Source organism: Phyllobacterium phragmitis (assembly GCF_002980495.1).
Lineage (GTDB): Bacteria > Pseudomonadota > Alphaproteobacteria > Rhizobiales > Rhizobiaceae > Paramesorhizobium > Paramesorhizobium phragmitis.
The window spans coordinates 1-24,039 of sequence record NZ_PVBR01000029.1 but is presented as its reverse complement, the minus strand read 5'-3'; the positions used below and the strand labels follow the sequence as shown (position 1 = coordinate 24,039).

Genomic DNA, 24,039 nt, shown 5'->3' with positions numbered 1-24,039 from the left:
GCGGTGTTTGTTGTGGTTTGCTGCAAATCCCATGGAGATGACGTGCGGTTTGGCTTAAGTTGCCACCATGAATTATGCGCGCTCGATCGCTTCGGAAAAGCCGGTTTCCTCCACGGCCACTTCTTCGCCTGCCCTCTGGGTGCGGGCGGCGCGTGACCTGTCGGCGATGGACGAAGCTGAGGCCGCTTTCCTGGCGGGCGCGGCGCTCCAGTCATTGGACGGCCTTATCCGGGACGATCCTGACTGGTCCGGCATCTGGCGCAGCCGCATGGCGCTGAAGGCCGCGTCGGCTTCGTCTTCTCTCCTCGGCAGACCGGAAGAGGAGGCAGCGCTTCGTGATGTCGTCTGTCTCACCCGGCCCGGCAGCGATCCCGGCCCGGCAGGCAGGAACCTTCTCGCCTGGCGAAAGCTTGCCGGATATTCGGGGACACTCGACAAGGAATCGCTAAACGGGGAATCGCTGAATTCAATCGCGGAATTCTTCGGATTGAAATCGGATCGGGATTTCGGGGAGATAGCGCGCCATATCCGGATGCTGATGCAGACCGGCAAACAGGGGCCCTTTGCCGCCATAGAGGCCGGCGAATATGTTGCGAAGGCTTTCGAGGGCGGCAGGGCCTTGCCCGTTCCCGCCGAGCTTCTCGGTTTCTGGCTGGCCGATCTTGTGCTGGCTATCCGGTTCAAATGGCCAAGGCCGGTGCCGCTCCTGGTGACGCAGGCGCAGAAGTCTTTCTTCCGGGCAGGTGCCAATCGCCGCCGCCTGCGCATCGGCGAGGAGGGATGGCGCAAGGCATGTCTCATCGCCCATGCGCAAGCCGCCCTGGAGGCCTATGATAGTGCCGCCGACCTTGCGCGCAGGGCGGAAAGATTGAAAACCGTCGCGCCGAAATTGCGCGCCAAGGGGTCGGCGCGCATCGTCGAGGCCTTGCTTCAGGACGATGCGTTGCTGCCCTCGGCCTGTGTCAGCGCCTTTCCGGGGCAGGCGATGACCGACCGTGCGTTGCGACGGCTTTTCGAGCGTCTGGTTTCGCTCGAGGCGGTGCGCGAACTGACGGGCCGATCCACCTTCCGGCTCTACGGGCTCTAGCAGATGGCGTGGCGCGACCGGGAGAAGACATCGCAGCTGAAGGACGCATTCGACCGCGAACTGCTGGATCTGCCGGCCACTGCCCGTTGGCGCGAATGGATGAACCGCGTCGAAGCAGTGATCTTCGCGGCGAGCGAGCCTGTCGGCGTTGAGGTGCTCAAGCAACTGGTCGGGCGCGATTGCAGCATTGATCTCCTGATAGAGGATATCCGCGAGGAGTTGCGGATGCGGCCCTATGATCTCGTCCGCGTGGCCGGCGGCTTCCAGCATCGCACGCGGCCTTCTTATGCGGGCGCCATTCGCGCGGCGTCCTGTATCGATGAAAGAGCGGCGGGACTGTCGCCGGCGCAGGCGCTCGTCCTGATGACCATCGCCTATTTCCAGCCGCTGACGCGCACCGAGCTTTCGACGTTCATCGGACGCGAGGTGAGCCGCGATGCGATCGGACAATTGCGCCACGCGGGCTTTATCGCGTCCGGTCCGCGCAGTCCGCAGCCGGGTGCGCCCTATACCTATATCACCACGGATGCCTTCCTCCAGCATTTCGGTTTCGAGACGCTGCGCGACCTGCCCGACATCGAGAAGCTGGAAGATGCGGGGCTGCTCGACAAGGAGAAACTCCTGGCCGACATCCCAAGCACGATGGAGGCCGTGGAGGAAGAAGAAGAGGATTGACGAAGAGGATTGGCAAGCGAGCCACCATACGCTCCGCTCCGGTGCTCGCAAAATCACCATTTTTCGGTTCGGCCTGAGCCATTTCCAGGCGGACTCCGAGCACGCTCCGCTTTCTATTTTGACATTAAACCTGATTTGAGTAATCAACAAACCTCGCAGCGGCGCATGGCGCCGGCGGACAGAGGATCGATGATGCACGGACTTGCAGAGACCGCGGCCGGAGCGCTGACGCTGGAGCATATCAGCCGGCGTTTTGGCGAGACGCTCGCGTTGGACGACGTCTCATTCTCGATTCTGCCCGGAGAAATCATCTGCCTTGTGGGACAATCCGGCTGCGGCAAATCCTCGCTTCTTCGGATCATTGCAGGCGTCGATACCGCCGATAGCGGGCGCATTCTGCTCGGCGGCGCCCAGATCGCGGGGGGCAATCGTTTCGTCGAGCCGGAAGACCGCAATATCGGTTTCGTGTTTCAGGATTACGCCCTGTTCCCGCATCTCTCGGTCGAAGAGAACGTGGCGTTCGGCCTGAAGAAACTGCCGCGCCGGCAAGCGCGGGAGCAGGCGGCGGCGGTCATCGCGCGGATCGGGATCACAGCGCTCGCAAAGCGCTATCCGCATATGCTGTCCGGCGGCGAGCAGCAGCGTGTGGCCCTGGCAAGGGCGCTTGCGCCGAAGCCGCGCATCCTGTTGATGGACGAGCCATTCTCCAACCTCGATCGCGGCCTGCGCGAGCGGGTGCGCGAGGAAACCATCACCACGCTCAAGGCGCTTGGCACGACCGTCATCATGGTCACGCATGATCCCGAAGAGGCGCTTTCCGCCGGCGACAGGGTCGTGTTGATGCAGAAGGGGCGCGTGGTGCAGGCGGCTACGGGCTACGAAATCTATGATCGCCCGAATTCGCTTTATGCGGCTGAGTTCTTCTGCCCTTTCAACAAGATTCCCGGGATCTACCGCAACGGGCGGATCGAGACAGCCATCGGCGCGTTTCCCGCCGCGCTAGGTCTGCCCGAGGAAAGCCCGGCGCTCGCCTGCATCCGCCCGCAGGCATTCCGCCTGGCGAAGCCGGGCGAGGGACTGCCCGCGCGCATCCGGCACAGCTCGTTCCTGGGAGAAATCGAACAGCTTGCGATCAAGCTGGATGGAGTGGCCGAGCCCCTTTACATGCGCACGACCGATCGTATCGAGGTCAAGCCTGGAGACCATGTCCATCTGACCATCCAGCCCAGTGGTGTCCTTGCATTTTCACAGGAATGACACCGGGTCCGGGATATAAACTTGACTGGACAACTCATGTATGGTCGATGCAATGATTGCAAAGGCTCGTCATTCTCCGGCCATAACCAGAACCCGATGATAAAGGACCACACCATGAACAAGTTTTCTGCGGTGAAAACCGCTCTGTTTGGAAGCGTAATGGCCCTTGCCGGCAGCGGCGCTTCCGCAGCCGAACTGAATATCTACACGACGCGCGAGCCTGGCCTGATCCAGCCGCTGCTCGACGCCTTCACCGCCAAGAGCGATGTGAAGGTCAATACAGTGTTCATGAAGGACGGCCTGGCTGAACGCGTCGCCTCCGAAGGCGCAAGCTCGCCGGCGGACCTCCTGATGACCGTTGATTTCGGCAAACTCGTCGATCTGGTCGAAAAGGGACTGACCCAGCCTGTCGAATCCAAGGTGCTCAGTGACGCGGTGCCCGAGAACCTGCGCGACGCCGGAAACAACTGGTTTGCGCTGTCGCTGCGCGCCCGCGTGCTCTATGCCGCCAAGGACCTCGATCTTGCTGCCTTCAACTATGAGGATCTGGCTGATCCCAAGTGGAAGGGCAAAGTCTGCATCCGCTCGGGCCAGCATCCATACAACACAGCGCTGTTCGCCGATTACATCGCGCATCATGGTGTCGAGGCGACCGAAAAATGGCTGACCGGCGTCAAGGACAATCTGGCGCGCAAGGCCGGCGGCGGCGATCGCGATGTGGCCAAGGATATTCTCGGCGGCATCTGCGATATCGGTATCGCCAACTCCTATTATGTCGGGCTGATGCGCTCAGGAAAGGGCGGCGAGGATCAAATTGCCTGGGGCAATGCGATCAAGGTCATCCTGCCGACATTCAAGGACGGGGGCACGCAGGTCAATATCAGCGGAGCCGCAGTCGCGAAACATGCGCCGAACAAGGAGCAGGCGGTCGAGCTTCTCGAATATCTGGTCTCCGACGAGGCACAGAAGCTTTATGCCGAAGCCAATTTCGAATATCCGGTGAAGGCTGGCGCGCCCATCGATCCGATCATCGCCTCTTTCGGCGAACTGAAGGTCGATCCAGTGCCGCTGACCGCAATTGCCGGGCATCGCAAGGAAGCAAGCGAACTGGCTGAAAAAGTCGGCTTCGACAACTGATTGGACGCTCGGGCGCCGCAAACCTGCGGCGCCCGTCATGCCTTCGATGACATATACCGCCTTGCCACGTTCTTTCCGCATGCTGGCCGCCCACCGCAAGGTCGGGCGGCTATGGCTATGCATGGCCACCGTCATCGCCGCATTGGTGCTGACGCCGATCCTGGCCCTCGGCTGGCAGGCCCTGCATGGGTCGAGCGATCTCTGGCCGCATCTTTTCGCCTTCGTGCTGCCCACGGCGCTGACCCAGACGCTGATGCTGCTTTTCGGCGTGGGCATTCTGGTGATCCTTATCGGCACCAGCACCGCCTGGCTGGTGACGGCCTATGATTTCCCGGGCCGCAGCATGATGGAATGGGCGCTGCTGCTGCCGCTCGCCGTGCCGACCTATATCATCGCCTACGCCTATCTCGACATTCTCCATCCGATCGGCGTTTTTCAGGGCGTGATTCGCGCCGTGCTCGGCTATTCCAGTCCGCGCGAGTTTCGTCTGCCCGATATCCGGTCGATGACGGGCTGCATTATCCTGCTCGGCTTCGTACTTTACCCCTATGTCTATATCACGACACGAGCGATGTTCCTGACGCAGGCGGCGAACCTGATCGAGGCGGCCCGCACGCTCGGGACAAGGCGGAGCGGCATATTCTGGCGCGTCGCCCTGCCGCTGGCGCGGCCGGCGATTGCGGTCGGTGTCGCCCTGGCGCTGATGGAAGCGCTCAACGACATCGGCGCGTCGGAATTCCTCGGCGTCAAGACGCTCACGGTCTCCGTCTATACGACATGGGTCACCCGGTCCGACCTGCCCGGCGCGGCGCAGATCGCGCTCGCCATGCTCTTTCTGGTGATTGCCCTCATCGTGGTCGAGCGTTGGGCGCGCCGCCGCCAGCGTTATTCCGTGACTGCCCAGCGTAACCGCAATTTCGTGCCGCGAAAGCTCCGTGGATTCGCCGGATGGGCGGCCCTTTGCTGCGGCCTCGTCCCTGTCCTGATCGGCTTTGTCATCCCGGCGAGCTATCTCGCGGTCGAAGCCTGGAAGCGTTTTCGTGCCGCTGGCCTGTCGGAGCGACTCGTTTCGGAAGCCGCCAACACGATCATCATGTCGGCGGTCGCGACCATGATCGTGTTGGCTTTCGGCATCATCGCGGCTTACGCGGTGCGGTTGCGACCGGGCAGGTTCTCAGGCGTCGCATTCCGACTTTCGACCATCGGCTACGCCGCGCCGGGCACCGTGATCGCCATCGGCATCTTGATCCCGGTTGCGGCGCTCGACCGGTTCATCGACCGCAGCATGATAGACTGGTTCGGCTTCTCCACCGGCCTGTTGCTGATCGGGTCGGGTGCTGCGCTCATTTATGCCTATACCGCGCGGTTCCTGGCGATCCCGGCTGGTGCCGCCGAAGCCGGTTTCAGCCGGATCCCGATTTCGTTCGATCAGGCGGCGCGCAGCCTCGGGCAGAATGCCACCGGAACATTCCGCCAAATACACCTGCCGCTGTCGAAGGCGGCGCTGGCCGCCGCCGGCCTTCTGGTGTTCGTCGATTGCATGAAGGAACTGCCCGCAACGCTTTTGCTCAGGCCGCTCAACTTCGAAACGCTGGCAACGCATCTCTACGGCGAGGCGGCGCGCGGAACCTATGAGGAGGCATCGATCGCCGCCCTTGCCATCGTTCTGATCGGCACATTGCCGGTGATCGTGCTTGCCAGGGTAGGGCGGCAGAAATCTTAGAGCGATCCCTGTTTTGATGGAACCGTCTAGCCTTACCATTCTGCACCGTTGGAACTGTAGAGATGACGAAGCATGGATTCCTGTGACAAGTACAGGAATGACGGAAATGAGATGTTTTCGCCCCTATAAGCAACCATTCTGCGGGCGGAAACGCCCGCAATTGGCCGCCAACAGCCAAACTGCCGTCATTCCTGTGCTCGTCACAGGAATCCATGCCTCACCGATGCCGCTGTTGCGACGGTTGTAATAGGGTGTTCGCCACCGTCAAGATTGAGGAACGCCTGAACGCATCGTTTCCGTCTGAAAGTGAACCGCTCTAAGTGTGAGCTTTCAGGAGGTTGCCTGAAATTCATCCGTTTGACTAATTCAATTGAATGAATTAAATTTAAGATATGGCAGATAGGTCCAAGATGAAGAAAATACGCAAATCCAGGGAAGATCGCGGGGACATAACCCGCGAAAAGCTGCTGACGGTTTCGATCGAAATATTCGGCCGCTATGGTTTCGACGGTGCGACGACCCGGATGCTGAGTGAGGCGGCCGGCGTGAACCAGCAGGCGATTCCCTATTATTTCGACGGTAAGGAAGGCCTCTACATAGCGGCGGCGGAGCATATCGGCTCGGCTATCTCGGCCCATGTGTCCACGCTGCGCGATCGTACCCGCTCCCGGCTTGCCGAGGCGGAGGTCACGGGCACTCCCATCGGCGCGGACGAGGCGCGAAGCCTTCTGACGGACATCCTGCAGGCTATGGCGACGCTGTTCGTCAGCCGTGAATCGGAACCCTGGGCCCGCTTTCTCATTCGTGAGCAGATGGAGCCGACGGAAGCCTTCAAGCGGGTCTATGGCGGCGTCATGAAGCCGATGCTCGAAGTTGTCGCCAGGCTGGTTGCCATTCTTCTCAATGAGGCCCCGGGCTCCCAGCGCGTGCGGCTGCGGACGCTGGCGCTCATCGGCAGTGTCATGGTGTTCCGGGTGGCCCATGCCGCGGTCCTGGCGCAGCTCGAGTGGAAAGCAATAGGCCCCGAAGAAGTCGAAATCGTGCGGGGGCTGGTGCGTGAACTGGTTGCTGCCATCGGACTGGAAGGCAAGAACGCGTGATCAGAAAACTCATAGTCATCGTCGTTCTGCTGCTTGTCGCCGGCGCGGCGGCGGGGTGGTGGTTCGGTATTCCATCGCGTCTCGGCTGGGGGAGCCAGCCCCACGACCGTGTGACGCTTTATGGCAATGTCGATATCCGCCAGGTGCAACTCGGTTTCCGCGTCGCCGGACGGATCGAGCAAGCGCTGGTAGACGAGGGCGATACGGTCAAGGCCGGTGATATCCTGGCGCGCCTCGATGCAGCACCCGCCGAGGATACCGTCCGCGCGGCTGAGGCCAAGGTCGCGGGCCTGCGCGCCACGCTGGAAAAACTCCAGGCCGGCCCGCGTGCGGCGGAGATTGCCCAGGCCAAGGCCCTCTACACCGAGAGCCAGGCCGATCTGCAAAATGCGGAGCAAGCTTTCGAGCGGGCGCGTCAGCTCAGACCGGGCGGCTCGATCTCCCAGGCAGGTCTCGATCAGGCGAAGGCGGTGAAAGACATGGCGTCGGCACGGTCGCAATCGGCGCTCGAGGCGCTGCGTCTGCTGCAGGAGGGCACGCGACCCGAAGACATCGCTGCGGCGCGCGCCAATCTGCAGGCGGCGGAGGCGGAACTTTCGTCCGCCGGGATTTCTCTTGATGATACTGAGCTTTCAGCGCCTGCCGATGGCATCGTCCTTTCGCGGGTGCGTGAACCGGGCGCGATCGTGTCGCCAAGCGATATCGTCTATGTCCTGTCGCTGACGAAGCCGGTCTGGGTGCGCGCCTATATCTCGGAGCCGCTTCTTGGCAAGGTTCATCCCGGCATGATGGTGGAAATCGTGTCCGACACGGCGCCTGACAAGCCCTATCAGGGCAAGGTGGGGTTCGTCTCGCCCATCGCCGAATTCACGCCGAAATCCGTCGAAACGCCCGATCTGAGGACCGATCTTGTCTATCGGCTGCGGATCATCGTCGAGAGCGCCGATACTGGGCTGCGCCAGGGCATGCCGGTGACGGTGCGTTTGCCGGCCGACAGTGGTGGAGGTGGGCCGTGAGTGCCCGTGCGGCGAAGGCGGAGCATGCATCCGCCGATTTCGTCCGGCTGACGGATGTCACCAAGCGCTTCGGGAGCGCGCCTCCGGCGCTCGACGAGATAGAGGGGGTGATCAGGGGAGGGGAAATCACAGGCCTGGTTGGACCGGATGGCGCCGGCAAGACGACGCTGATCCGCCTGATGACCGGGCTGATGCTGCCGGATGCAGGCGCGATCGAGGTGCTGGGCTTCGACACAAGGCGGAATCCTGCCGCGATCCAGGCGGCCATCGGCTATATGCCGCAGCGCTTCGGCCTTTATGAGGATCTGTCCGTACAGGAAAATCTCGATCTTTATGCCGATCTCAGGAGCCTGCCCAAGGCGGAGCGCCCCGCCGTCTATGACGAATTGCTGACCTTCACCGACCTCAAGCGCTTTACCGGCCGTCTCGCGGGAAAGCTGTCGGGCGGCATGAAACAGAAGCTCGGCCTTGCCTGTGCACTGCTGAAGAAGCCGCGTCTTTTGCTGCTGGACGAGCCGGGCGTCGGCGTCGATCCGATTTCGCGCCGCGACCTCTGGAAAATGGTCGAGGATCTGACGCGGGAAGGCATCGGCGTGGTGTGGTCGACAGCCTATCTCGACGAGGCTGAAGCCTGCGACAATGTCTTCCTCCTCAACCAGGGCAAGCTGCTCTTCACCGGGCGGCCCTCGGAATTGACCAGCCGGGTCGATGGCAGGGTCTTCAAGCTGACAGGCCTGACGGGGCGGCGCAGGCCTATTCTTGCGGAGATGCTCGACAAGCCCGGTGTGGTCGATGGTGTCATCCAGGGCGAGGCGATCCGGCTGGTGCTTGCTCCCGGTGCAACATCCCCTATCGAGCGGGAGATCGGCTCGAAGGGCCGGCTGATACCCGCGACGCCGCGCTTCGAGGATGCCTTTGTCGATATGCTCGGCGGTGGCCCGGGCGGCAGATCGAAACTGGCGGACGCCACCACCAGATTGCCATCCGACGGAGGGCAGCCCGTCATCGTCGCCCACGGCCTCACCAAGCGCTTTGGCGATTTCACCGCCGCCGCCGATATCACCTTTGAAATCCCGCGCGGCCAGATCTTCGGATTGCTCGGGCCGAATGGCGCCGGTAAGTCCACCACCTTCAAGATGCTGTGCGGATTGCTCAAGCCGACGGAAGGCGAGGGTCGCGTCGCCGGTTTCGATCTGCGCCGCGATACGGCGGAGGCGCGCAACCATCTCGGCTATATGGCCCAGAAGTTTTCGCTCTATGGTGATCTGAGTATCGCCCAGAACCTTGCCTTCTTCGCCGGCGTCTATGGCCTGAGCGGCAGGCGAAAGCGGGAGCGCATCGCGCTGATGACGGAGATCTTCGATTTCGCGCCGCATGCCGATATGTCCGCCAAGGATTTGCCGCTCGGCCTCAAGCAGCGCCTCGCGCTTGCTTGCGCGGTCATGCATGAGCCCGAAGCGCTTTTCCTCGACGAGCCGACCTCCGGCGTTGATCCCATCATGCGGCGGGAATTCTGGACGCATATCAACGGGCTGGTCGAAAAGGGCGTGACGGTGCTGGTCACCACCCATTTCATGGAGGAGGCCGAATATTGCGACCGCATATCGCTGATCTATCGCGGCCGCTCCATTGCGCTCGGCTCTCCCGATGAGTTGAAGGCGCGTGTCGCCAGCAAGGACAACCCCGATCCGACGATGGAGGATGCGTTCATCGCCCTGGTGCAGGAATCCGAAGCGGAGGCGGTGGCGGCATGAATGATTCGAGCCGCCTGGACCGGGCCCGCCGGCTTGCCGCCCTGGTGCGCAAGGAGACCTATCAGGTCATCCGCGATCCGAGCAGCATCCTCATCGCTTTCGTGCTGCCGCTGATCCTGCTCTTCCTCTTTGGGTATGGGGTGTCGCTCGATGCGACCCGCACCCGTATTGGGCTGGTGGTGGAGGATCCGACGCCGATCACCAGGGATCTGGCCGCGAGTTTCCAGGCATCCCGCTATTTCGATGTGGCCAACGGCCGCGACAGGCGGGAATTCGAGGAGGATCTGGTCGTCGGCCGGGTGCGGGGCATCGTCGTGATTCCCGCGACCTTCGCCGCCGACTATGCGGCCGGAGCCGCGCCCGCAATCCAGGTGATCGTCGACGGGTCCGATCCGAACACGGCGAGCTTCGTGCAGAATTATGCGCGGGGCGTCGTGGCCAATTGGGCGGCGCTGCGCGGGGCCGAGGTCGCGGCGCACCCGCCGGCAATCAGCGTGGAGCAGCGGTTCTGGTTCAACCCGCAACTGACCAGCCGCTTTTTCCTGGTGCCGGGCTCCATCGCCATCGTGATGACGCTGGTCGGCACGCTTCTCACCTCGCTCGTTGTCGCGCGTGAATGGGAGCGTGGGACGATGGAGGCGATCATGGCGACGCCGGTCACGGCGGTGGAGCTGCTGGCCGGCAAGATCCTGCCCTATTTCATTTTGGGGCTGGCTTCGATGACGCTCTGCGTGCTGCTCGCCGTCTTTTTGTTCGGCGTGCCGTTCAGGGGCTCGATCCTGGCGCTCTATGCGCTTTCGGCGACTTTCCTGATACCGGCGCTCGGCCAGGGCCTGCTCATTTCAGCCGCCACGAAAAATCAGTTCCTCGCCTCGCAACTGGCGCTTATTTCGGCTTTCCTGCCGGCCTTCCTGCTTTCCGGCTTCCTCTTCGAGATCAATTCGATGCCGCGCGTCATCCAGTGGCTGACGACGATCGTTGCCGCGCGCTACCTCATTCCAAGCCTTCAGACGGTTTTTCTCGCTGGCGACATCTGGCCTATGTTCTTGCAGGCCATCGCCGTCATGCTCATCATCGGCGCGGTCTTCTTCGCCCTTGCCGCCCGCTCGACCCGCAAGAGGATCGGTTGAGATGTGGTGGATCCGGCTCAAGGCGTTGATCGTCAAGGAATTGCTGGCCGTATTGCGCGATCCGAAGAGCCGCCTCATTCTCATCGGGCCGCCGATCATCCAGCTCGTGGTCTTCTCTTATGCCGCGACGCTCGAGGTGAAGAATGTCGATATCATGGTTCTCAACCGCGACGGCGGGCATTGGGGGCAGGAACTGATCTATCGGATCGACGGCGCGCCGACCTTCCGGTCGATCACGCATGCGGAGGATCCGGCCACGGTGGGTGACGCCATCGACCGGCAGCGGGTGATCGCCGCCGTGCAGATCGGGCCGTCCTTCTCGCGCGATATCGAGGCAGGCCGCCCCGCCGATATCCAGATCATTCTCGATGGCCGCCGCTCGAATGCGTCGCAACTCGTCGCCGGCTATCTCAACCAGATCATCGCGGGCGTTGCCGCCGATACGCCCGCCGGTGGGCGCGCCGCATCGACCGAGATCGGCGTCGTTCCGCGCAACTGGTTCAATGCGAACCTGATCTTCCAATGGTTCATGGTGCCCAACCTGATCGCCAGCATCGCGCTATTGATCGGGCTCATCGTAACCGCACTGTCGATCGCGCGCGAACGCGAACTTGGAACATTCGATCAGCTGATGGTCTCGCCGCTTCGCACCCACGAGATCCTCATCGGCAAGCTGACGCCGCCGATGATGATCGGCATGTTCCACATGACAATCTATATCCTTGCCGCCGTCTTCATCTTCGGTGTCCCGCTCCGAGGTTCGCTGCTGCTCCTCTATGGCAGTGCGATCGTCTATCTCGCGGCCGTCGTCGGCCTCGGCCTGTTCATCTCCGCGCTGTCGATGACGCAGCAGCAGGCGATCCTCGGCGCATTCCTGTTCATGGTGCCGGCGATGCTTTTATCCGGCTTTGCGACGCCGATAGAGAACATGCCAAATTGGCTGCAGCCGGTGACGCTCGTCAATCCGCTGCGCTATTTTCTGGTCATCGTCAAAGGCGTATTCCTGCGCGATATACCGGCGAGCGAAGTCTTGGCCAACACCATCCCGCTGGCGCTGATCGCCATCGTCACCCTCACCGCCGCCTCATGGCTTTTCCGGCGGAGATTGGAGTGAGGCGGGCAAATGCCTTGAGTCAGACTATCGTGAGACTTCGACCTTACGATCGAGTCATTCTTCTGTAAGGCTATGGTCTTGCTTTGTCGGGCCGTTTGAGGGAGCCTGTGCGCGGCAATGAGGGGGCGATGGGGTATGCGTACTAGGTCGTTTATCTATGGGGCACTGGGCGCTTGTGCGACTCTAATTTCAATGGGAGGCGCGTCGGCCGAAGAGGCATCGTTTTCCGGCACTGGCTTTCTTATCAACAACAATGGTTGGGTCGTTACTAACGCCCATGTCGTCAAGGGTTGCACAAAGTTGACCGTAGGTTCATTTGGTGAAGCTGTAGACCGACAGGTTGACAATCTAAACGACCTCGCTGTGCTTAGGCTTGCAACTCCTCCAGCCGGACGCAGCCCGCTTAAGCTTCGACGCGCTGCTCCCCGCCTCGGAGAAGATGTTGCCGCTATGGGTTATCCGTTGTCCAACATCCTCTCTGATGGCGTGAAGATCACCACAGGGAATATCAATTCTCTGATCGGGATGGAGAACGATACCCGCTATCTACAAATCTCAACGCCTATCCAACCAGGGAACTCCGGTGGGCCTTTGGTGGACCGTGCGGGTGACGTTCTGGGGATTAATACCGCAACTCTGGGTCTGGGTATCACTGCTCAAACCGGAACGGTCCCTCAGAATGTGAATTTCGCTGTTAAGGGAAGTGTTTTGGAGTTGTTCCTTCAATCTCGGAATATTTCATTCGAGGCGAGCGAGACTACCGGAAACCTTATGTCTACAGCTGACATTGCGGATAAGGTCTCTCCTTCAGTCTACCAAATCCTCTGCTATGGGGAACTTAAAAGGGAAGTTGCAAACACTCCGGCTCAAGCAGAAAACCCACCCCAAACGAGTGATGTCGGCGGTGCTATTTCTGACTCGGTTGTTCGAAAAGCCACAGCATTTATCCACGAATATCATCGGGTGTGGTCAAGCGATAATGTCACTGCACTCGATTACATGCGGGGCGTATACGGCAGCCGAGTAACATTCTACGGGAAGAACATCAGTAAAGCTGAACTAATCGCAGAAAAAACTAAGTTCGCACAACGATGGCCAGATAGGAGCTATACGGTGCGGCCCGACACCTTGGATATTAAATGCGAGGACTACGCATGCATTATCCGTGGAGTTGTCAATTGGTCAGCATACAGCCCAGCAAGAAATAAAACCGCAAAGGGCGTGGCAGCTTTCGTCGTTGGCTGGGACAGCGTTACTGGCCGCATCCTCTATGAAAACGGCAAAACCGTCAGAGACAAACGTTGATGGCCTTCATGTGGAAAACTGGTGCTGCGAGGGAGGATTGAACTCCCGACCTCTCCATTACCAATGGAGTGCTCTACCACTGAGCTACCGCAGCAACGTCGCGAATGCGGCGGACTTCTGCCACAACGTGGGGCAAACCGCAAGCAAGCAATCGGGATTCTTTTTTGATATTGTGAAAATCCTCCACAGGCACGTTCGGCATGCGCTTTCCCTCGGGCAAATCCTATAGTAATAAGACGGCAGGATGAACGAGAATTCCAGGCAACCCGATCAGGATCCCAGGGATCGCAAGGCGGCGGAACGCAGGAAGCGGCTTTCCGAGCAATTGCGGGCCAACCTCGCGCGCCGCAAGGCGCAGGCGCGCTCGCGGCGCGCCGGAGATGCGGACGACAGGATGGACGGCATAGAAGCGGTTTCGGATCCCGTCAATAAACCGTCAAGAACTGATGTGGAATAATGCGCGCGCGTCAGTCTGATATATTGTTGTGGCGCCGGCGCATGTTGCTTCTTGGAAGTTTTCGTGCCGAAAATCCAGAGAATGATGCCGAAAAGTGCGAAGCGTTTTCCGGGGGAATCACGCTCTTACTTTGCAGAATCGATCACGTTGATGATTTGGATTGATTTAATCCAAAATCAACATGATCCAGATAAACCGGCTCTTTCGGGAGTTGATTGGAAATCGGGCGCTGATCCCGTGAAAGTGGAAAAACATGGATCGCATTAAAATCGTCGGCGGCAACAAGCTCAATGGTGTCATTCCGATTTCCGGTGCCAAGAATGCGGCACTTCCCCTGATGATCGCTTCGCTCCTGACCGACGATACGCTGACGCTCGAAAACGTGCCGCATCTCGCCGATGTCGAGCAGCTCATCCGCATTCTCGGCAATCACGGGGTGGATTATTCAGTCAATGGCCGGCGCGAGCGGCAGGACGGCGCTTATTCGCGCACGATCCATTTCACCGCGCGCAATATCGTCGATACGACGGCACCCTATGAACTCGTCTCGAAAATGCGGGCGAGCTTCTGGGTGATCGGGCCGCTTCTGGCGCGCATGGGCACGGCCAATGTCTCGCTGCCGGGTGGCTGTGCCATCGGTACGCGGCCGGTCGATCTCTTTCTCGATGCCCTTGCAGCGCTCGGCGCCGAGATCGATATCGAGAACGGCTATGTCAAGGCGACCGCCAGGAAGGGCCTCATCGGCACGCATTACACCTTCCCGAAAGTTTCCGTCGGCGCGACCCATGTGATGATGATGGCGGCGACGCTCGCCAAGGGCGAAACGATCATCGAAAACGCGGCGCGCGAGCCCGAAGTGGTCAATCTGGCCGACTGCCTCAACGCGATGGGCGCCAATGTCAGCGGCGCCGGCACCAGCACGATCCGCATCGAAGGCGTCGAAAGTCTTTCCGGCGCGCGCGTCCGCGTCATCCCGGACCGTATCGAGACCGGCACCTATGCGATGGCGGTGGCCATGGCCGGCGGCGACGTGCTGCTCGAGGGCGCGCAGGCGAACCTGCTTTCCTCGGCGCTCGAGACGCTTTCGCAGGCCGGAGCCGAAATCACCGAAACCAATTCGGGCATTCGTGTGGTGCGCAACGGCCATGGCATCATGCCGGTCGATGTGCGCACCGATCCGTTTCCCGGCTTCCCGACCGACCTTCAGGCCCAGTTCATGGGACTGATGACCACGGCCAAGGGCACCTCGCACATCACCGAGACGATCTTCGAGAACCGCTTCATGCATGTGCAGGAGCTGGCACGCCTCGGCGCGCGGATTTCGCTTTCCGGACAGATGGCCACCGTAGAGGGCGTGGAGCGGCTGAAGGGTGCACCCGTCATGGCGACGGACCTGCGCGCTTCAGTGTCGCTGGTGATCGCCGGCCTTGCCGCGGAAGGCGAGACGATGGTCAATCGCGTCTATCATCTCGATCGCGGCTTTGAGCGGCTTGAAGAAAAGCTTTCGCGCTGCGGCGCGGTTGTCGAACGCGTCAGCGGATAATTTCTTCTGCTGTCAATGATTGAATCGGTGCATCGGCCCGAAAATCGATTGCGGTTTTCGGGCCGATGCGCTGTTGCGCTGAGCCTGCGGACGTCCTAACAGAAGGGCGTCTGCTGTTTCATGGATGTACCCAATGGAAATGCTCAAGCTTGTGGCGCTCGACGACGGGGATTTGCAGATCATCTCGGCCCATCTGCAGGATGCGGTCCTGAAGGTGAGTGATCTTGATTATTTGCCGCGGGAGAAGCGCTTCGTTGTGGCGGCCAACCGTTTCGTCTGGGAACGCGCTGAAACAGGCGGTTTCGGCAAACGTACCCTGGAGCGGCGGCGTTCGGTGCTGCATTTCGACTGTGTCACTGCCGTCAAGGCGAGCGGTATCGACCGCAGCCGCAAGGACGACGTGCTTTCGCTTTTGGCGGTTCGTTTCCTGCCGGGCGATGCGCCGGCCGGCGTCGTGGAATTCACCTTTTCGGGCAATGCCGCCATCCGGCTGGATGTCGAATGCATCGAGGCCAAGCTGACCGATCTCGGCCCGGCATGGGAAGCGCGCTCCAAGCCCGAGCATGATGCCTGAATACTGGAACTTGCAAGATTTAAGGATTTGCGGCGTGGCACTGACGCTCAGACAAAGCGATGATGATTTCGAGGCGAAATTCGCCGCCTTTCTCGCTGGCAAGCGCGAGGTTTCGGACGATGTCGACCGTGCGGCGCGCGAGATCATCGATGGCGTGCGCAGGGATGGCGACAAGGCGCTGATCGAATATTCCAGGCGCTTCGACCGGATCGATCTGGAAAAGACCGGGATCGCCGTGACCAAGGCCGAAATCGACGCGGCAGTCGCCGCCGCGCCGCGGGCGACCGTCGAGGCGCTGGAACTGGCGCGCGACCGTATCCGCTCACATCACAGCCGGCAAATGCCTGAAGACGACCGCTATGCCGATGCGCTGGGCGTCGAGCTCGGTTCCCGCTGGACGGCGATCGAATCCGTCGGCCTCTATGTGCCGGGCGGCACCGCCAGCTATCCGAGCTCGGTGCTGATGAATGCGGTGCCGGCGCAGGTCGCCGGCGTGGAGCGCATCGTCATGGTCGTGCCCGCGCCCGATGGCGTACTCAATCCGCTGGTGCTGGTGGCCGCCCGCCTGGCTGGTGTTTCCGAAATCTACCGGGTCGGCGGGGCGCAGGCGATCGCCGCCCTTGCCTATGGCACCGAGACGATCAATCCCGTGGTCAAGATCGTCGGGCCGGGCAACGCCTATGTGGCGGCGGCGAAGCGGCTGGTGTTCGGCACCGTCGGCATCGATATGATCGCCGGTCCTTCGGAGGTTCTGGTCGTCGCCGACAGGGATAATGATCCCGACTGGATCGCCGCCGATCTTCTGGCGCAGGCCGAGCACGACGCTGCCGCCCAATCGATCCTGATGGCCGATGACGAAGATTTTGCGCGCTCCGTCGAGGAAGCCGTCGAGCGCCAGTTGCGCTCGCTGCCCCGCGCAGAAACGGCATCGGCAAGCTGGCGGGATTTCGGCGCGGTGCTGCTGGTCAAGGATTTCGAGGCGGGTTTGCCGCTGATCAACCGCATCGCCGCCGAGCATCTGGAGCTTGCCGTTGCGGATCCGGAAGCGTTGCTGCCGAAAATCCGCAACGCGGGCGCGATCTTCCTCGGCAAATATACGCCGGAGGTGATCGGCGACTATGTCGGCGGATCGAACCACGTCCTGCCGACCGCACGCTCGGCGCGTTTCTCCTCCGGACTCTCGGTGCTCGATTACGTCAAGCGCACCTCGATCCTGAAGCTCGGGCCGGACCAGTTGCGCGCGCTCGGTCCCGCGGCCATCGAGCTTGCTCGCGTCGAGGGGTTGGATGCGCATGGGCGTTCGGTCGCCATAAGATTGAATTTGTAGGGCAGCCATGGCATCCGGCGGCGACAACAGGCTGATCGACGTCATACTGGACGAATCCATCGGACGTTCCACACCGGATGTCGAACATGAACGCGCCGTCGCCATCTTCGATCTCATCGAGGAAAACAGCTTTTATCCCGTCGGCGACAAGGCCGGGGGCCCTTACCGGCTGAAACTCTCGCTTGTCGAATCGCGGCTGATTTTTGCCATCGCGCGCGAAAACGGCGAGGATGTCGCGATGCATATCCTGTCGCTTGCCCCGTTCCGGCGGGTGGTGAAGGATTATTTCATGATCTGCGAAAGCTATTATGAAGCCATCCGTTCCTCAACGCCGAGCAAGATCGAGGCGATCGACATGGGGCGGCGGGGGCTGCACAATGAAGGTTCCCAGACGTTGAAGGAGCGGCTCGGCGGCAAGATCGAGGTGGATTTCAACACGGCACGCCGCCTCTTTACGCTTGTCTGCGTGCTGCATTGGCGGGGGTGAACACGGATTTGGCGGGGCACGGGGCGGAAAAGACGGATGATTCAGGGGCGGTCGCCGCGTCGTCCGATCCGCGTGCCGCGCCGTCTTCCATCCTGTTCGTCTGCGGAATGAATGCGATCCGCTCCCCGATGGCCGAATGTTTCGCCCGGCATATGCTTGGCAGGCAGGTCTATCTGGCGTCGGCCGGTGTCAAGCGCGGCGAGCGCGATCCCTTCGTCGATGCCGTCCTGGAAGAGGAGGGGCTTTCGCTCGACGAGCGCCAGCCGAAGGGGCTGGAGGAGTTGGGTGACGGTTATTTCGATCTGGTGGTGACGCTTACGCCGCTCGCCCATCACACGGTTCTGGAACGCATGCGCGGCTTTTCCGTTGATGTGGAATATTGGCCGATGCCCGACCCGACATTGGTGCGGGGAACCCGCGAACAGATACTCAATGCCTACCGTGATGTGCGCGAACGTCTCAAACGCCGCATCGCCGAGCGCTTCGGTATAAAATAGCTTACAGCTTTAGGCCGATTACGTTGTTCACAAATGAACTTTAATCATATAGGTTCCGCGCAAATTCGGACCGTCCGCATGAGCGGAGCGGCCAAGAGAAGAAACAGGATACGTATGGCGAAAGAAGAAGTCCTCGAATTTCCCGGTGTCGTGACGGAGCTGCTGCCCAACGCGATGTTTCGGGTGAAGCTCGAAAACGAACACGAAATCATTGCCCACACCGCAGGCCGCATGCGCAAGAACCGCATTCGCGTTCTGGCCGGCGACAAGGTGCTTGTCGAGATGACGCCTTACGACCTGACCAAAGGGCGCATCACCTACCGTTTCAAATAGTCCGTTTTTCGTCCGTTCTACTGCAGAATTCCTTAATCGGAATCGATTTAAGGATAAAATTATGCAGCATTATAAACTGTTAGAGTGTCCTTTGCGCGTCCAATTGGACGTGCGGCGCTCTAGAAGGGACGCCTTTTCATGAGCGCTCAGAAAAAGCTTGTTCTTGCTTCCGGTTCCCCACGCCGGATCGAGCTTTTGGGGCAGGCGGGCATCGAACCGGATCATCTTCATCCGACCGATATCGACGAGACGCCGCTTCGCGGCGAGCATCCGCGCTCGCTGGCGCGCCGACTGTCGCGCGAAAAGGCGGAAAAGGCATCCGAGAGCCTGAAAACCGACGAGAAACTTGCCGGGGGCTATATCCTGGCTGCCGATACGGTTGTCGCGGTGGGACGGCGCATCCTGCCGAAAGCCGAAATCCAGGACGAGGCGAGGGAATGCCTGCGCCTTCTCTCGGGCCGATCGCACAAGGTTTTCACCGGGATCTGCCTCGTCACGCCGAAAGGCCGCGTGCGGCAGACGCTGGTCGAAAGCCGCGTGCGCTTCGAGCGATTGACCCGCGAGCAGCTCGACAGCTACCTTGCTTCGGGCGAATGGCGCGGCAAGGCAGGCGGCTATGCCATACAGGGCTTTGCCGGAAGCTTCGTCGTCAAGCTCGTCGGTTCCTATACGAATGTCGTCGGGCTTCCCCTGCACGAGACGGTCAGCCTTTTGACCGGCGAGGGCTATCAGGTCTACGGCGCATGGACATCCGGCAAGCATTGAAGATTTGGCATTGAAGATTCGGCTATGAGCGGCAAGAAAGACATATCGGCAGCACCCGGCGCGAAGGTGACGCCCTTGCGCCCACCCCGGCCATGCCCGGAATGCCGCAAGCCGTCGAGCCGCGAGGATTATCCGTTCTGCTCGCGGCGCTGCCGCAATATCGACCTCAACCGCTGGCTTTCAGGCGCTTATGTCATCCCGGCGGTGGAATCGGCCGATGACAGCGACGATTCGGATGATGGCGAAAGCTAAAGCCGTTCCCAATTTGATGGAGCCGCCCATCCTTACATCATTCTGCACCGTCGGAATGTGGAGATGGTGAGGCATGAATTCCCGTGCCCGGGCCTGTGCTTGTCACAGGAATCCATGCTCGACGGTGCCGCTGTTGCTACGGTTGGAATATGGTTGCTACCATAAAGATTGAAGAATGCCTGAGCGCATCGCTTCCACTTGAAATTGAACTGCTATAAAGCGTCTTTCACGCTTCATTCATCCTAATTTTGCTAAAACCTTGCGGGAAGCGGGCGTTGGTGGGAAAACCCCATGAGGGGAATGACATCATGAAGATCGCCATTGTCGGCACCGGGTTTGTCGCTGATTACTATATGACGACCCTGCCGAACCATCCGTCGCTAACGCTCTCCGGCGTCTATGACCGCGACCCCGAACGGCTGAAGCGGTTCTGCGCCTTTTATGACGTCCGGGCCTATGCCGATATCGACGCAATTCTGGCCGATCCCGAAATTGCCATCGTCGTCAACCTGACGACGCCGGAAAGTCATTATGAGATATCGAAACGGGCGCTCGAAGTGGGCAAGCATGTCTATTGCGAAAAGCCCTTGGCGATGCGCTTCGAGGAGGCGCAGGAACTGGTGGAACTGGCATCGCGCCGCCGCTTGATTCTTTCAACCGCACCGGCCAATGCGCTCAGCGATGCCAACAGGCTTGTCAGGAAGGCACTGGCTGAGCGGTCGATCGGCACGCCGCGCCTTGTTTATGCCCAGATGGAAGACGGCGCCGTTTTCAGGGGGAAATGGAAGACGTGGCGTTCCCGGTCCGGCGCGCGCTGGCCCGGCCTGCACGAATTCGAGATAGGCTGTACGCTTGAACATGCAGGCTATGGGCTCTCCTGGCTGGTTTCGCTGTTTGGCCCGGCCACAAGCCTCACCGCCTTTTCCGCCGTCACCTTTCCCGACAAGGGGCCGGGGACGGAGGAGATCGCCATGGCCCCGGACTTTTCGGTCGGCTGCATTCAATTCCGCTCTGGTGTGATCGCCCGGCTGACCTGTGGCCTTGCCGCGCCGCGGGACCGGTCCTTCACCATCCTGGGCGACGGCGGATCGATCACGGTGCGCGATCTCTGGGACAACCGTTCCGCCGTTCATCTGGAAAGGCTCGCCGAGGGAAAGCAGTTGAAGATGCGGATGGCCGATTGGCTCGAGGGCAAGGTGAAGCGAGCCCTGCCGTGGAAGCCGACGCCGGGGCGGCGCTTGTCCTATAAGGGGTTCCAGGCCGAAGGCGCCTTGCCGGCATTTCCCTCGCGCATCGATTTTGCCGCCGGGATCGCCGCGCAGGCCAGATCGGTCGGAAGCGGGATTCCGGCTTTCTTTTCAGGCGATGTCGCCCTGCATGTGACCGAACTCGCGCTGGCGCTCAACAATGCGCATGATCTGCCGCAGCCTTATGTACTACGCAGCAGCTTTACACAGCCGGCTCGGCTTCCGTGATAGGGGAGCGTGAGAGCACGATGCCGATGGCGCGCAACACCGCGACGCTTTCGTGCAGCGGCATGATCGCAGATCGTGTCTCACCGGCGCGCAGCGCGTCCATGACGGCCATCGCCTGGAACTGCAGCCCATTGCCCTCGAAGGGATGATGCTCAATCTGGCGCCCCCAGAGCCGTGGCAAGGGGGCAGGCAGGCGGGAGAGCAGCTTCGTCGCCAGCCCGTCACCCTGTGGAGATGGCCCGAAGAGCGAAGATTTCATGGCCGCGGGAGAATAGAGCGTGAGGTGCTGGGCTTTCAGGAAAGGCGCGTCCAGGCGAAGCGCGCCGGCGCTGCCTTCGATGAGGAAATGATTCGCTCCGTTCCGGTCGAAGCCGCAGGAGAGTTCCGCATCGGCCGAGGCATAGTGCAGGGTGATCTCGGTGCGCATGTCGACACCGTTTTTCGCACTGAACCAGCGGCCGGAAACCTTCTCCGGCTCACCGAGGAAATACATCGCCAGCGATACCGGATAGACGCCGAGATCGAGCGCGGCGCCGCCGCCCAGCGCCCGTGAAAAAAACCTGCTTTCGGGATCATAGGGCCTGTAATAGGAAAGATCGGCACTGATCTTGCGGATTTCGCCGATGGCACCGGCCTTGATGCGTGCTTTCGCGGCCGTGACGGCGGGAAGAAAGCGCGTCCACATCGCCTCCATGACGAAGGTTTTCTGGCGCAGCGCCTCGCGCTGGATCACATCGGCTTCCGGAAAGGATGGGGCGATGGGCTTTTCGGTGAGCACCGCCTTGCGATTTCTCAATGCCCGCAATGTCTGCGCCAGATGCAGCGAATTCGGCGTGGCGATATAGACCGCTTCGATGCCCGGGTCCGACATGAAGGCGTCGAGATCGTGATAAGCCTTTTGCGCGCCGGTTTCGGCGCGAAAGCGCTCGGCATTGCCAGGGTTGCGCGAATGAACGGCGTGTAGTGTCGCACCTGAGGCAAGCGCCAGATCAGAGGCGAACCGCCGCGCGATGTCGCCCGTCCCGACAATACCCCATCCTGTTGTGTTCACCGCTGTCTTGCCCCCTCCATGATCCCCATCCGCATTTCCTGTCAATTTAAGGAGATTGCGAATGGAAATGGGGTGAAATTAGTGCGGTTTGGATATTCTTGCGGTGTTTTCCACCAGATTTATCGGGTCAGCTCACCGGTGGCGAACCCTGCTGCCGGATTTGTTCGGCATTGCAGGAAAAAGCATGGAGAAATTCGTATTCCGGTGCTGGACAGCCTGGAATTAAGTGCTATAACCCACGCGCTTCCGGCGGATTGCCAACCCCGCCGCTTCGATACATCCGGTTGACCGGATCTGGATCGGGGGACAAGCGAAGCGGGATGCCCAGGTAGCTCAGTTGGTAGAGCAGCGGATTGAAAATCCGCGTGTCGGTGGTTCGATTCCGCCCCTGGGCACCATTGCCCCTTCCCATTGTTTCTCACGACGTCTCTTTGATCAAGAAAAATCAATGAGTTAGCTGATTTTCGCTACTCATAACGGGCCACTGCGTACCATTGCAACGCATGAGTTTATGGGTAACGATCCGGGCATTACCCATTACCCAGGAGGCCCGTTACCCATGCCGCTCTCCGACTTCGCCTGCAAGAACGCCAAACCCAAGGATAAGCCGTATCGTCTCTCCGACGGCGACGGGCTCTATCTTCTCGTCCAAAAAAGTGGCTCCAAGCTCTGGCAATTGCGCTATCGCTACCTCGAGAAGGAAAATATCCTCTCCTTCGGGAAATACCCGCTGGTGTCGCTTCTCAACGCGAGAGAAAAGCGCGATGAAGCCAAAAGGCTGCTTATTGCCGGCATCAACCCCTCCACAAAGCGCAAGGAGGAGAAAATCTTAGCCATCACGGAAGCGCGCACCACCTTTGGTCTGATCGCCGAAGAATATATTGGGCGGATGGAGGAACGGAAGGCGGCGGCCACCGTCACCAAAACCAAGTGGCTCCTCGAAGACCTGGCCAGTCCGCTCGCCAAGCGTCCCATCAAGGAGATCACTGCGGCGGAAATTCTCCAGCTCCTCCAGAAGATCGAGAAGAGCGGCCGAAGAGAGACGGCGCGGCGTTTGCGCGGCGTGATCGGGAGTGTTTTTCGGCTGGCGATTGTCACTCTCCGTGCCGAGACTGACCCGACCCTGGTCCTCCGGGGCGCTCTCCAGCCGCCGAAAGCCACTGGCCGCGCCGCGATCACTAATGAAAGAAAATTCGGCCAGCTCCTCGTGGCGATCGATGATTACGACGGCTGGCCGACCATCAAAGCGGCCCTCCAGTTCCTTGCCCTCACCTGTGTCCGCCCCGGCGAAGTACGAGGAGCGACCCGCGACGAGTTCGACCTAAAGAAGGCCGTTTGGCACATTCCGGCTGAGCGTATGAAGATGCGTGCTCCGCACGATGTGCCGCTATCGAAGCAGGCGCTTCTGGTCTTGGAAGAGATCTGGCCGCTCTCTGAGTACGGCGGATTTGTCTTTTCTTCAATCCGCTCGACCAAGCGTCCGCTTTCGGAGAACGCCATGAATGCCGCGCTGCGGCGTATGGGCTACGGCAAGGACGAAGTGACCGCCCACGGGTTCCGAGTTACTGTCAGTACCATCCTTAACGCCCGCAGCTACGATCCAGACGTAATTGAGGCGGTCTTGGCGCATCAGGACAAGAACGCCATTCGGCGAACCTACAACCGTGCCACTTATTGGAAACAGCGGGTATCGCTGATGCAGGAGTGGGGAGATTTGCTAGACGCGCTAAAGGCGGGCCGCTAGTGTTGCCGTCATCCGCTTCCCCCGGACGGATACTGGTGGACTCAGGGCTTATATCGGGTCAGGCTGCCATCACACCAGCAGAGAGAAACGCCGCGGAGCGAAGCCGTCCCTCTAGGTCGTAGTGACGATTTAAGGTTTTGGGATTCCAAAATTCCGGCAAATCAGATTCAACACTGACTTTTGGAGGTCAGTGATGGATTGCGATGTTCTTCGGGATGATCAATGGGAACGGATCA

The 24,039-nt window shown here is 60.6% G+C and carries 24 protein-coding genes and 2 tRNA genes; 24 read left to right on the top strand and 2 right to left on the bottom strand.

What is annotated here, in order from left to right:
• The first annotated feature begins 67 nt into the window (after nucleotides 1-67).
• From C5748_RS24695 to C5748_RS24645, 11 genes are all read left to right on the top strand, one after another.
• Nucleotides 68-1,087 (top strand): DUF1403 family protein, encoded by a 1,020-nt coding sequence (locus tag C5748_RS24695; protein ID WP_105745311.1) that lies wholly within the window; start codon nucleotides 68-70, stop codon nucleotides 1,085-1,087.
• 3 nt (nucleotides 1,088-1,090) lie between these two features.
• Nucleotides 1,091-1,762 carry an SMC-Scp complex subunit ScpB gene (gene scpB / locus C5748_RS24690; RefSeq protein ID WP_105745309.1) on the top strand — a complete coding sequence of 224 codons (672 nt, stop codon included), beginning with the start codon at nucleotides 1,091-1,093 and terminating at the stop codon, nucleotides 1,760-1,762.
• Nucleotides 1,763-1,954: 192 nt separating this feature from the next.
• On the top strand, nucleotides 1,955-3,019 hold the full coding sequence (locus C5748_RS24685) for an ABC transporter ATP-binding protein (protein WP_105745371.1): 1,065 nt from the start codon (nucleotides 1,955-1,957) through the stop codon (nucleotides 3,017-3,019).
• 159 nt (nucleotides 3,020-3,178) lie between these two features.
• On the top strand, nucleotides 3,179-4,156 hold the full coding sequence (locus C5748_RS24680; RefSeq protein ID WP_245581957.1) for a Fe(3+) ABC transporter substrate-binding protein: 978 nt from the start codon (nucleotides 3,179-3,181) through the stop codon (nucleotides 4,154-4,156).
• A 121-nt stretch (nucleotides 4,157-4,277) separates the two neighbouring features.
• The gene (locus tag C5748_RS24675; RefSeq protein ID WP_199194895.1) at nucleotides 4,278-5,879 is read left to right on the top strand and encodes an ABC transporter permease; all 1,602 of its coding nucleotides are present in this window, start codon (nucleotides 4,278-4,280) and stop codon (nucleotides 5,877-5,879) included.
• Between the two features lie 410 nt (nucleotides 5,880-6,289).
• Nucleotides 6,290-6,979: a CerR family C-terminal domain-containing protein gene (locus C5748_RS24670; protein WP_245581955.1), complete on the top strand. Its 690-nt coding sequence runs from the start codon at nucleotides 6,290-6,292 to the stop codon at nucleotides 6,977-6,979.
• Nucleotides 6,979-7,995, top strand: coding sequence for a secretion protein HlyD (gene hlyD, locus C5748_RS24665; RefSeq protein WP_105745367.1), 1,017 nt, complete (start codon nucleotides 6,979-6,981; stop codon nucleotides 7,993-7,995). The genes C5748_RS24670 and hlyD overlap by 1 nt, the downstream gene beginning before the upstream one ends.
• Nucleotides 7,992-9,749 carry an ATP-binding cassette domain-containing protein gene (locus tag C5748_RS24660; protein ID WP_105745304.1) on the top strand — a complete coding sequence of 586 codons (1,758 nt, stop codon included), beginning with the start codon at nucleotides 7,992-7,994 and terminating at the stop codon, nucleotides 9,747-9,749. The genes hlyD and C5748_RS24660 overlap by 4 nt, the downstream gene beginning before the upstream one ends.
• Complete coding sequence (locus tag C5748_RS24655) at nucleotides 9,746-10,879, top strand: ABC transporter permease (RefSeq protein WP_105745303.1); 1,134 nt, start codon at nucleotides 9,746-9,748, stop codon at nucleotides 10,877-10,879. Before C5748_RS24660 ends, C5748_RS24655 begins: the two co-directional genes overlap by 4 nt.
• A gap of 1 nt (nucleotide 10,880) precedes the next feature.
• Nucleotides 10,881-11,993, top strand: coding sequence for an ABC transporter permease (locus C5748_RS24650; protein WP_105745302.1), 1,113 nt, complete (start codon nucleotides 10,881-10,883; stop codon nucleotides 11,991-11,993).
• Between the two features lie 192 nt (nucleotides 11,994-12,185).
• Nucleotides 12,186-13,298 (top strand): S1C family serine protease, encoded by a 1,113-nt coding sequence (locus C5748_RS24645; protein WP_105745365.1) that lies wholly within the window; start codon nucleotides 12,186-12,188, stop codon nucleotides 13,296-13,298.
• A gap of 19 nt (nucleotides 13,299-13,317) precedes the next feature.
• Here the strand turns inward: C5748_RS24645 and C5748_RS24640 are convergent.
• Nucleotides 13,318-13,392, bottom strand: a tRNA-Thr gene (locus C5748_RS24640).
• Between the two features lie 150 nt (nucleotides 13,393-13,542).
• On the opposite strand from C5748_RS24640, the gene C5748_RS24635 reads away from it, so the two are divergent.
• The 11 genes from C5748_RS24635 to C5748_RS24590 all read left to right on the top strand — a co-directional run bounded on the left by C5748_RS24635 (nucleotide 13,543) and on the right by C5748_RS24590 (nucleotide 21,008).
• Nucleotides 13,543-13,755, top strand: coding sequence for a hypothetical protein (locus C5748_RS24635; RefSeq protein ID WP_105745301.1), 213 nt, complete (start codon nucleotides 13,543-13,545; stop codon nucleotides 13,753-13,755).
• 63 nt (nucleotides 13,756-13,818) lie between these two features.
• Nucleotides 13,819-14,022: a hypothetical protein gene (locus C5748_RS28060; RefSeq protein ID WP_146119615.1), complete on the top strand. Its 204-nt coding sequence runs from the start codon at nucleotides 13,819-13,821 to the stop codon at nucleotides 14,020-14,022.
• The gene (gene murA, locus C5748_RS24630; protein ID WP_105745300.1) at nucleotides 14,009-15,298 is read left to right on the top strand and encodes a UDP-N-acetylglucosamine 1-carboxyvinyltransferase; all 1,290 of its coding nucleotides are present in this window, start codon (nucleotides 14,009-14,011) and stop codon (nucleotides 15,296-15,298) included. Before C5748_RS28060 ends, murA begins: the two co-directional genes overlap by 14 nt.
• 133 nt (nucleotides 15,299-15,431) lie before the next feature.
• Nucleotides 15,432-15,872 (top strand): DUF2948 family protein, encoded by a 441-nt coding sequence (locus C5748_RS24625; RefSeq protein ID WP_105745298.1) that lies wholly within the window; start codon nucleotides 15,432-15,434, stop codon nucleotides 15,870-15,872.
• A 34-nt stretch (nucleotides 15,873-15,906) separates the two neighbouring features.
• Nucleotides 15,907-17,199: a histidinol dehydrogenase gene (hisD, locus tag C5748_RS24620; RefSeq protein WP_105745296.1), complete on the top strand. Its 1,293-nt coding sequence runs from the start codon at nucleotides 15,907-15,909 to the stop codon at nucleotides 17,197-17,199.
• A gap of 7 nt (nucleotides 17,200-17,206) precedes the next feature.
• Nucleotides 17,207-17,686, top strand: a complete 480-nt coding sequence (locus C5748_RS24615; RefSeq protein WP_105745295.1) for a UPF0262 family protein — start codon at nucleotides 17,207-17,209, stop codon at nucleotides 17,684-17,686.
• Between the two features lie 89 nt (nucleotides 17,687-17,775).
• A complete protein-coding gene (locus tag C5748_RS24610; RefSeq protein WP_280953503.1) occupies nucleotides 17,776-18,183 on the top strand; it encodes an arsenate-mycothiol transferase ArsC in 408 nt (135 codons plus the stop codon).
• Between the two features lie 114 nt (nucleotides 18,184-18,297).
• Nucleotides 18,298-18,516, top strand: coding sequence for a translation initiation factor IF-1 (gene infA, locus C5748_RS24605; RefSeq protein ID WP_002965531.1), 219 nt, complete (start codon nucleotides 18,298-18,300; stop codon nucleotides 18,514-18,516).
• Between the two features lie 138 nt (nucleotides 18,517-18,654).
• Nucleotides 18,655-19,281 carry a Maf-like protein gene (locus C5748_RS24600; RefSeq protein ID WP_105745293.1) on the top strand — a complete coding sequence of 209 codons (627 nt, stop codon included), beginning with the start codon at nucleotides 18,655-18,657 and terminating at the stop codon, nucleotides 19,279-19,281.
• Between the two features lie 24 nt (nucleotides 19,282-19,305).
• On the top strand, nucleotides 19,306-19,533 hold the full coding sequence (yacG, locus tag C5748_RS24595; protein WP_105745291.1) for a DNA gyrase inhibitor YacG: 228 nt from the start codon (nucleotides 19,306-19,308) through the stop codon (nucleotides 19,531-19,533).
• 308 nt (nucleotides 19,534-19,841) lie between these two features.
• Nucleotides 19,842-21,008, top strand: coding sequence for a Gfo/Idh/MocA family protein (locus C5748_RS24590; RefSeq protein ID WP_105745289.1), 1,167 nt, complete (start codon nucleotides 19,842-19,844; stop codon nucleotides 21,006-21,008).
• Here C5748_RS24590 and C5748_RS24585 read toward each other — a convergent pair.
• Entirely contained in the window at nucleotides 20,983-22,059 is a 1,077-nt protein-coding gene (locus C5748_RS24585) for a Gfo/Idh/MocA family protein (protein WP_105745287.1), read from the bottom strand. The two genes, C5748_RS24590 and C5748_RS24585, sit on opposite strands and share 26 nt — an antisense overlap.
• Nucleotides 22,060-22,381: 322 nt before the next feature.
• Here C5748_RS24585 and C5748_RS24580 point away from each other — a divergent pair.
• Nucleotides 22,382-22,457 (top strand) — tRNA-Phe (locus C5748_RS24580).
• Between the two features lie 161 nt (nucleotides 22,458-22,618).
• The gene (locus tag C5748_RS24575) at nucleotides 22,619-23,803 is read left to right on the top strand and encodes a tyrosine-type recombinase/integrase (protein WP_105745285.1); all 1,185 of its coding nucleotides are present in this window, start codon (nucleotides 22,619-22,621) and stop codon (nucleotides 23,801-23,803) included.
• The last annotated feature ends 236 nt before the right edge of the window (nucleotides 23,804-24,039 follow it).

Excerpts from the sequence above, each read along its gene's own strand:
- C5748_RS24645 (WP_105745365.1), top strand. The coding sequence starts at position 12,186 with ATGGGAGGCGCGTCGGCCGAAGAGGCATCGTTTTCCGGCACTGGCTTT.
- murA (WP_105745300.1), top strand. The coding sequence starts at position 14,009 with ATGGATCGCATTAAAATCGTCGGCGGCAACAAGCTCAATGGTGTCATT.
- C5748_RS24675 (WP_199194895.1), top strand. The coding sequence starts at position 4,278 with ATGGCCACCGTCATCGCCGCATTGGTGCTGACGCCGATCCTGGCCCTC.
- infA (WP_002965531.1), top strand. The coding sequence starts at position 18,298 with ATGGCGAAAGAAGAAGTCCTCGAATTTCCCGGTGTCGTGACGGAGCTG.
- C5748_RS24650 (WP_105745302.1), top strand. The coding sequence starts at position 10,881 with ATGTGGTGGATCCGGCTCAAGGCGTTGATCGTCAAGGAATTGCTGGCC.
- C5748_RS24685 (WP_105745371.1), top strand. The coding sequence starts at position 1,955 with ATGCACGGACTTGCAGAGACCGCGGCCGGAGCGCTGACGCTGGAGCAT.
- C5748_RS24655 (WP_105745303.1), top strand. The coding sequence starts at position 9,746 with ATGAATGATTCGAGCCGCCTGGACCGGGCCCGCCGGCTTGCCGCCCTG.
- C5748_RS24590 (WP_105745289.1), top strand. The coding sequence starts at position 19,842 with ATGAAGATCGCCATTGTCGGCACCGGGTTTGTCGCTGATTACTATATG.
- C5748_RS24635 (WP_105745301.1), top strand. The coding sequence starts at position 13,543 with ATGAACGAGAATTCCAGGCAACCCGATCAGGATCCCAGGGATCGCAAG.
- C5748_RS24695 (WP_105745311.1), top strand. The coding sequence starts at position 68 with ATGAATTATGCGCGCTCGATCGCTTCGGAAAAGCCGGTTTCCTCCACG.
- scpB (WP_105745309.1), top strand. The coding sequence starts at position 1,091 with ATGGCGTGGCGCGACCGGGAGAAGACATCGCAGCTGAAGGACGCATTC.
- yacG (WP_105745291.1), top strand. The coding sequence starts at position 19,306 with ATGAGCGGCAAGAAAGACATATCGGCAGCACCCGGCGCGAAGGTGACG.
- C5748_RS24600 (WP_105745293.1), top strand. The coding sequence starts at position 18,655 with ATGAGCGCTCAGAAAAAGCTTGTTCTTGCTTCCGGTTCCCCACGCCGG.
- C5748_RS24575 (WP_105745285.1), top strand. The coding sequence starts at position 22,619 with ATGCCGCTCTCCGACTTCGCCTGCAAGAACGCCAAACCCAAGGATAAG.
- C5748_RS24625 (WP_105745298.1), top strand. The coding sequence starts at position 15,432 with ATGGAAATGCTCAAGCTTGTGGCGCTCGACGACGGGGATTTGCAGATC.
- C5748_RS24680 (WP_245581957.1), top strand. The coding sequence starts at position 3,179 with ATGGCCCTTGCCGGCAGCGGCGCTTCCGCAGCCGAACTGAATATCTAC.
- C5748_RS24615 (WP_105745295.1), top strand. The coding sequence starts at position 17,207 with ATGGCATCCGGCGGCGACAACAGGCTGATCGACGTCATACTGGACGAA.
- C5748_RS24670 (WP_245581955.1), top strand. The coding sequence starts at position 6,290 with ATGAAGAAAATACGCAAATCCAGGGAAGATCGCGGGGACATAACCCGC.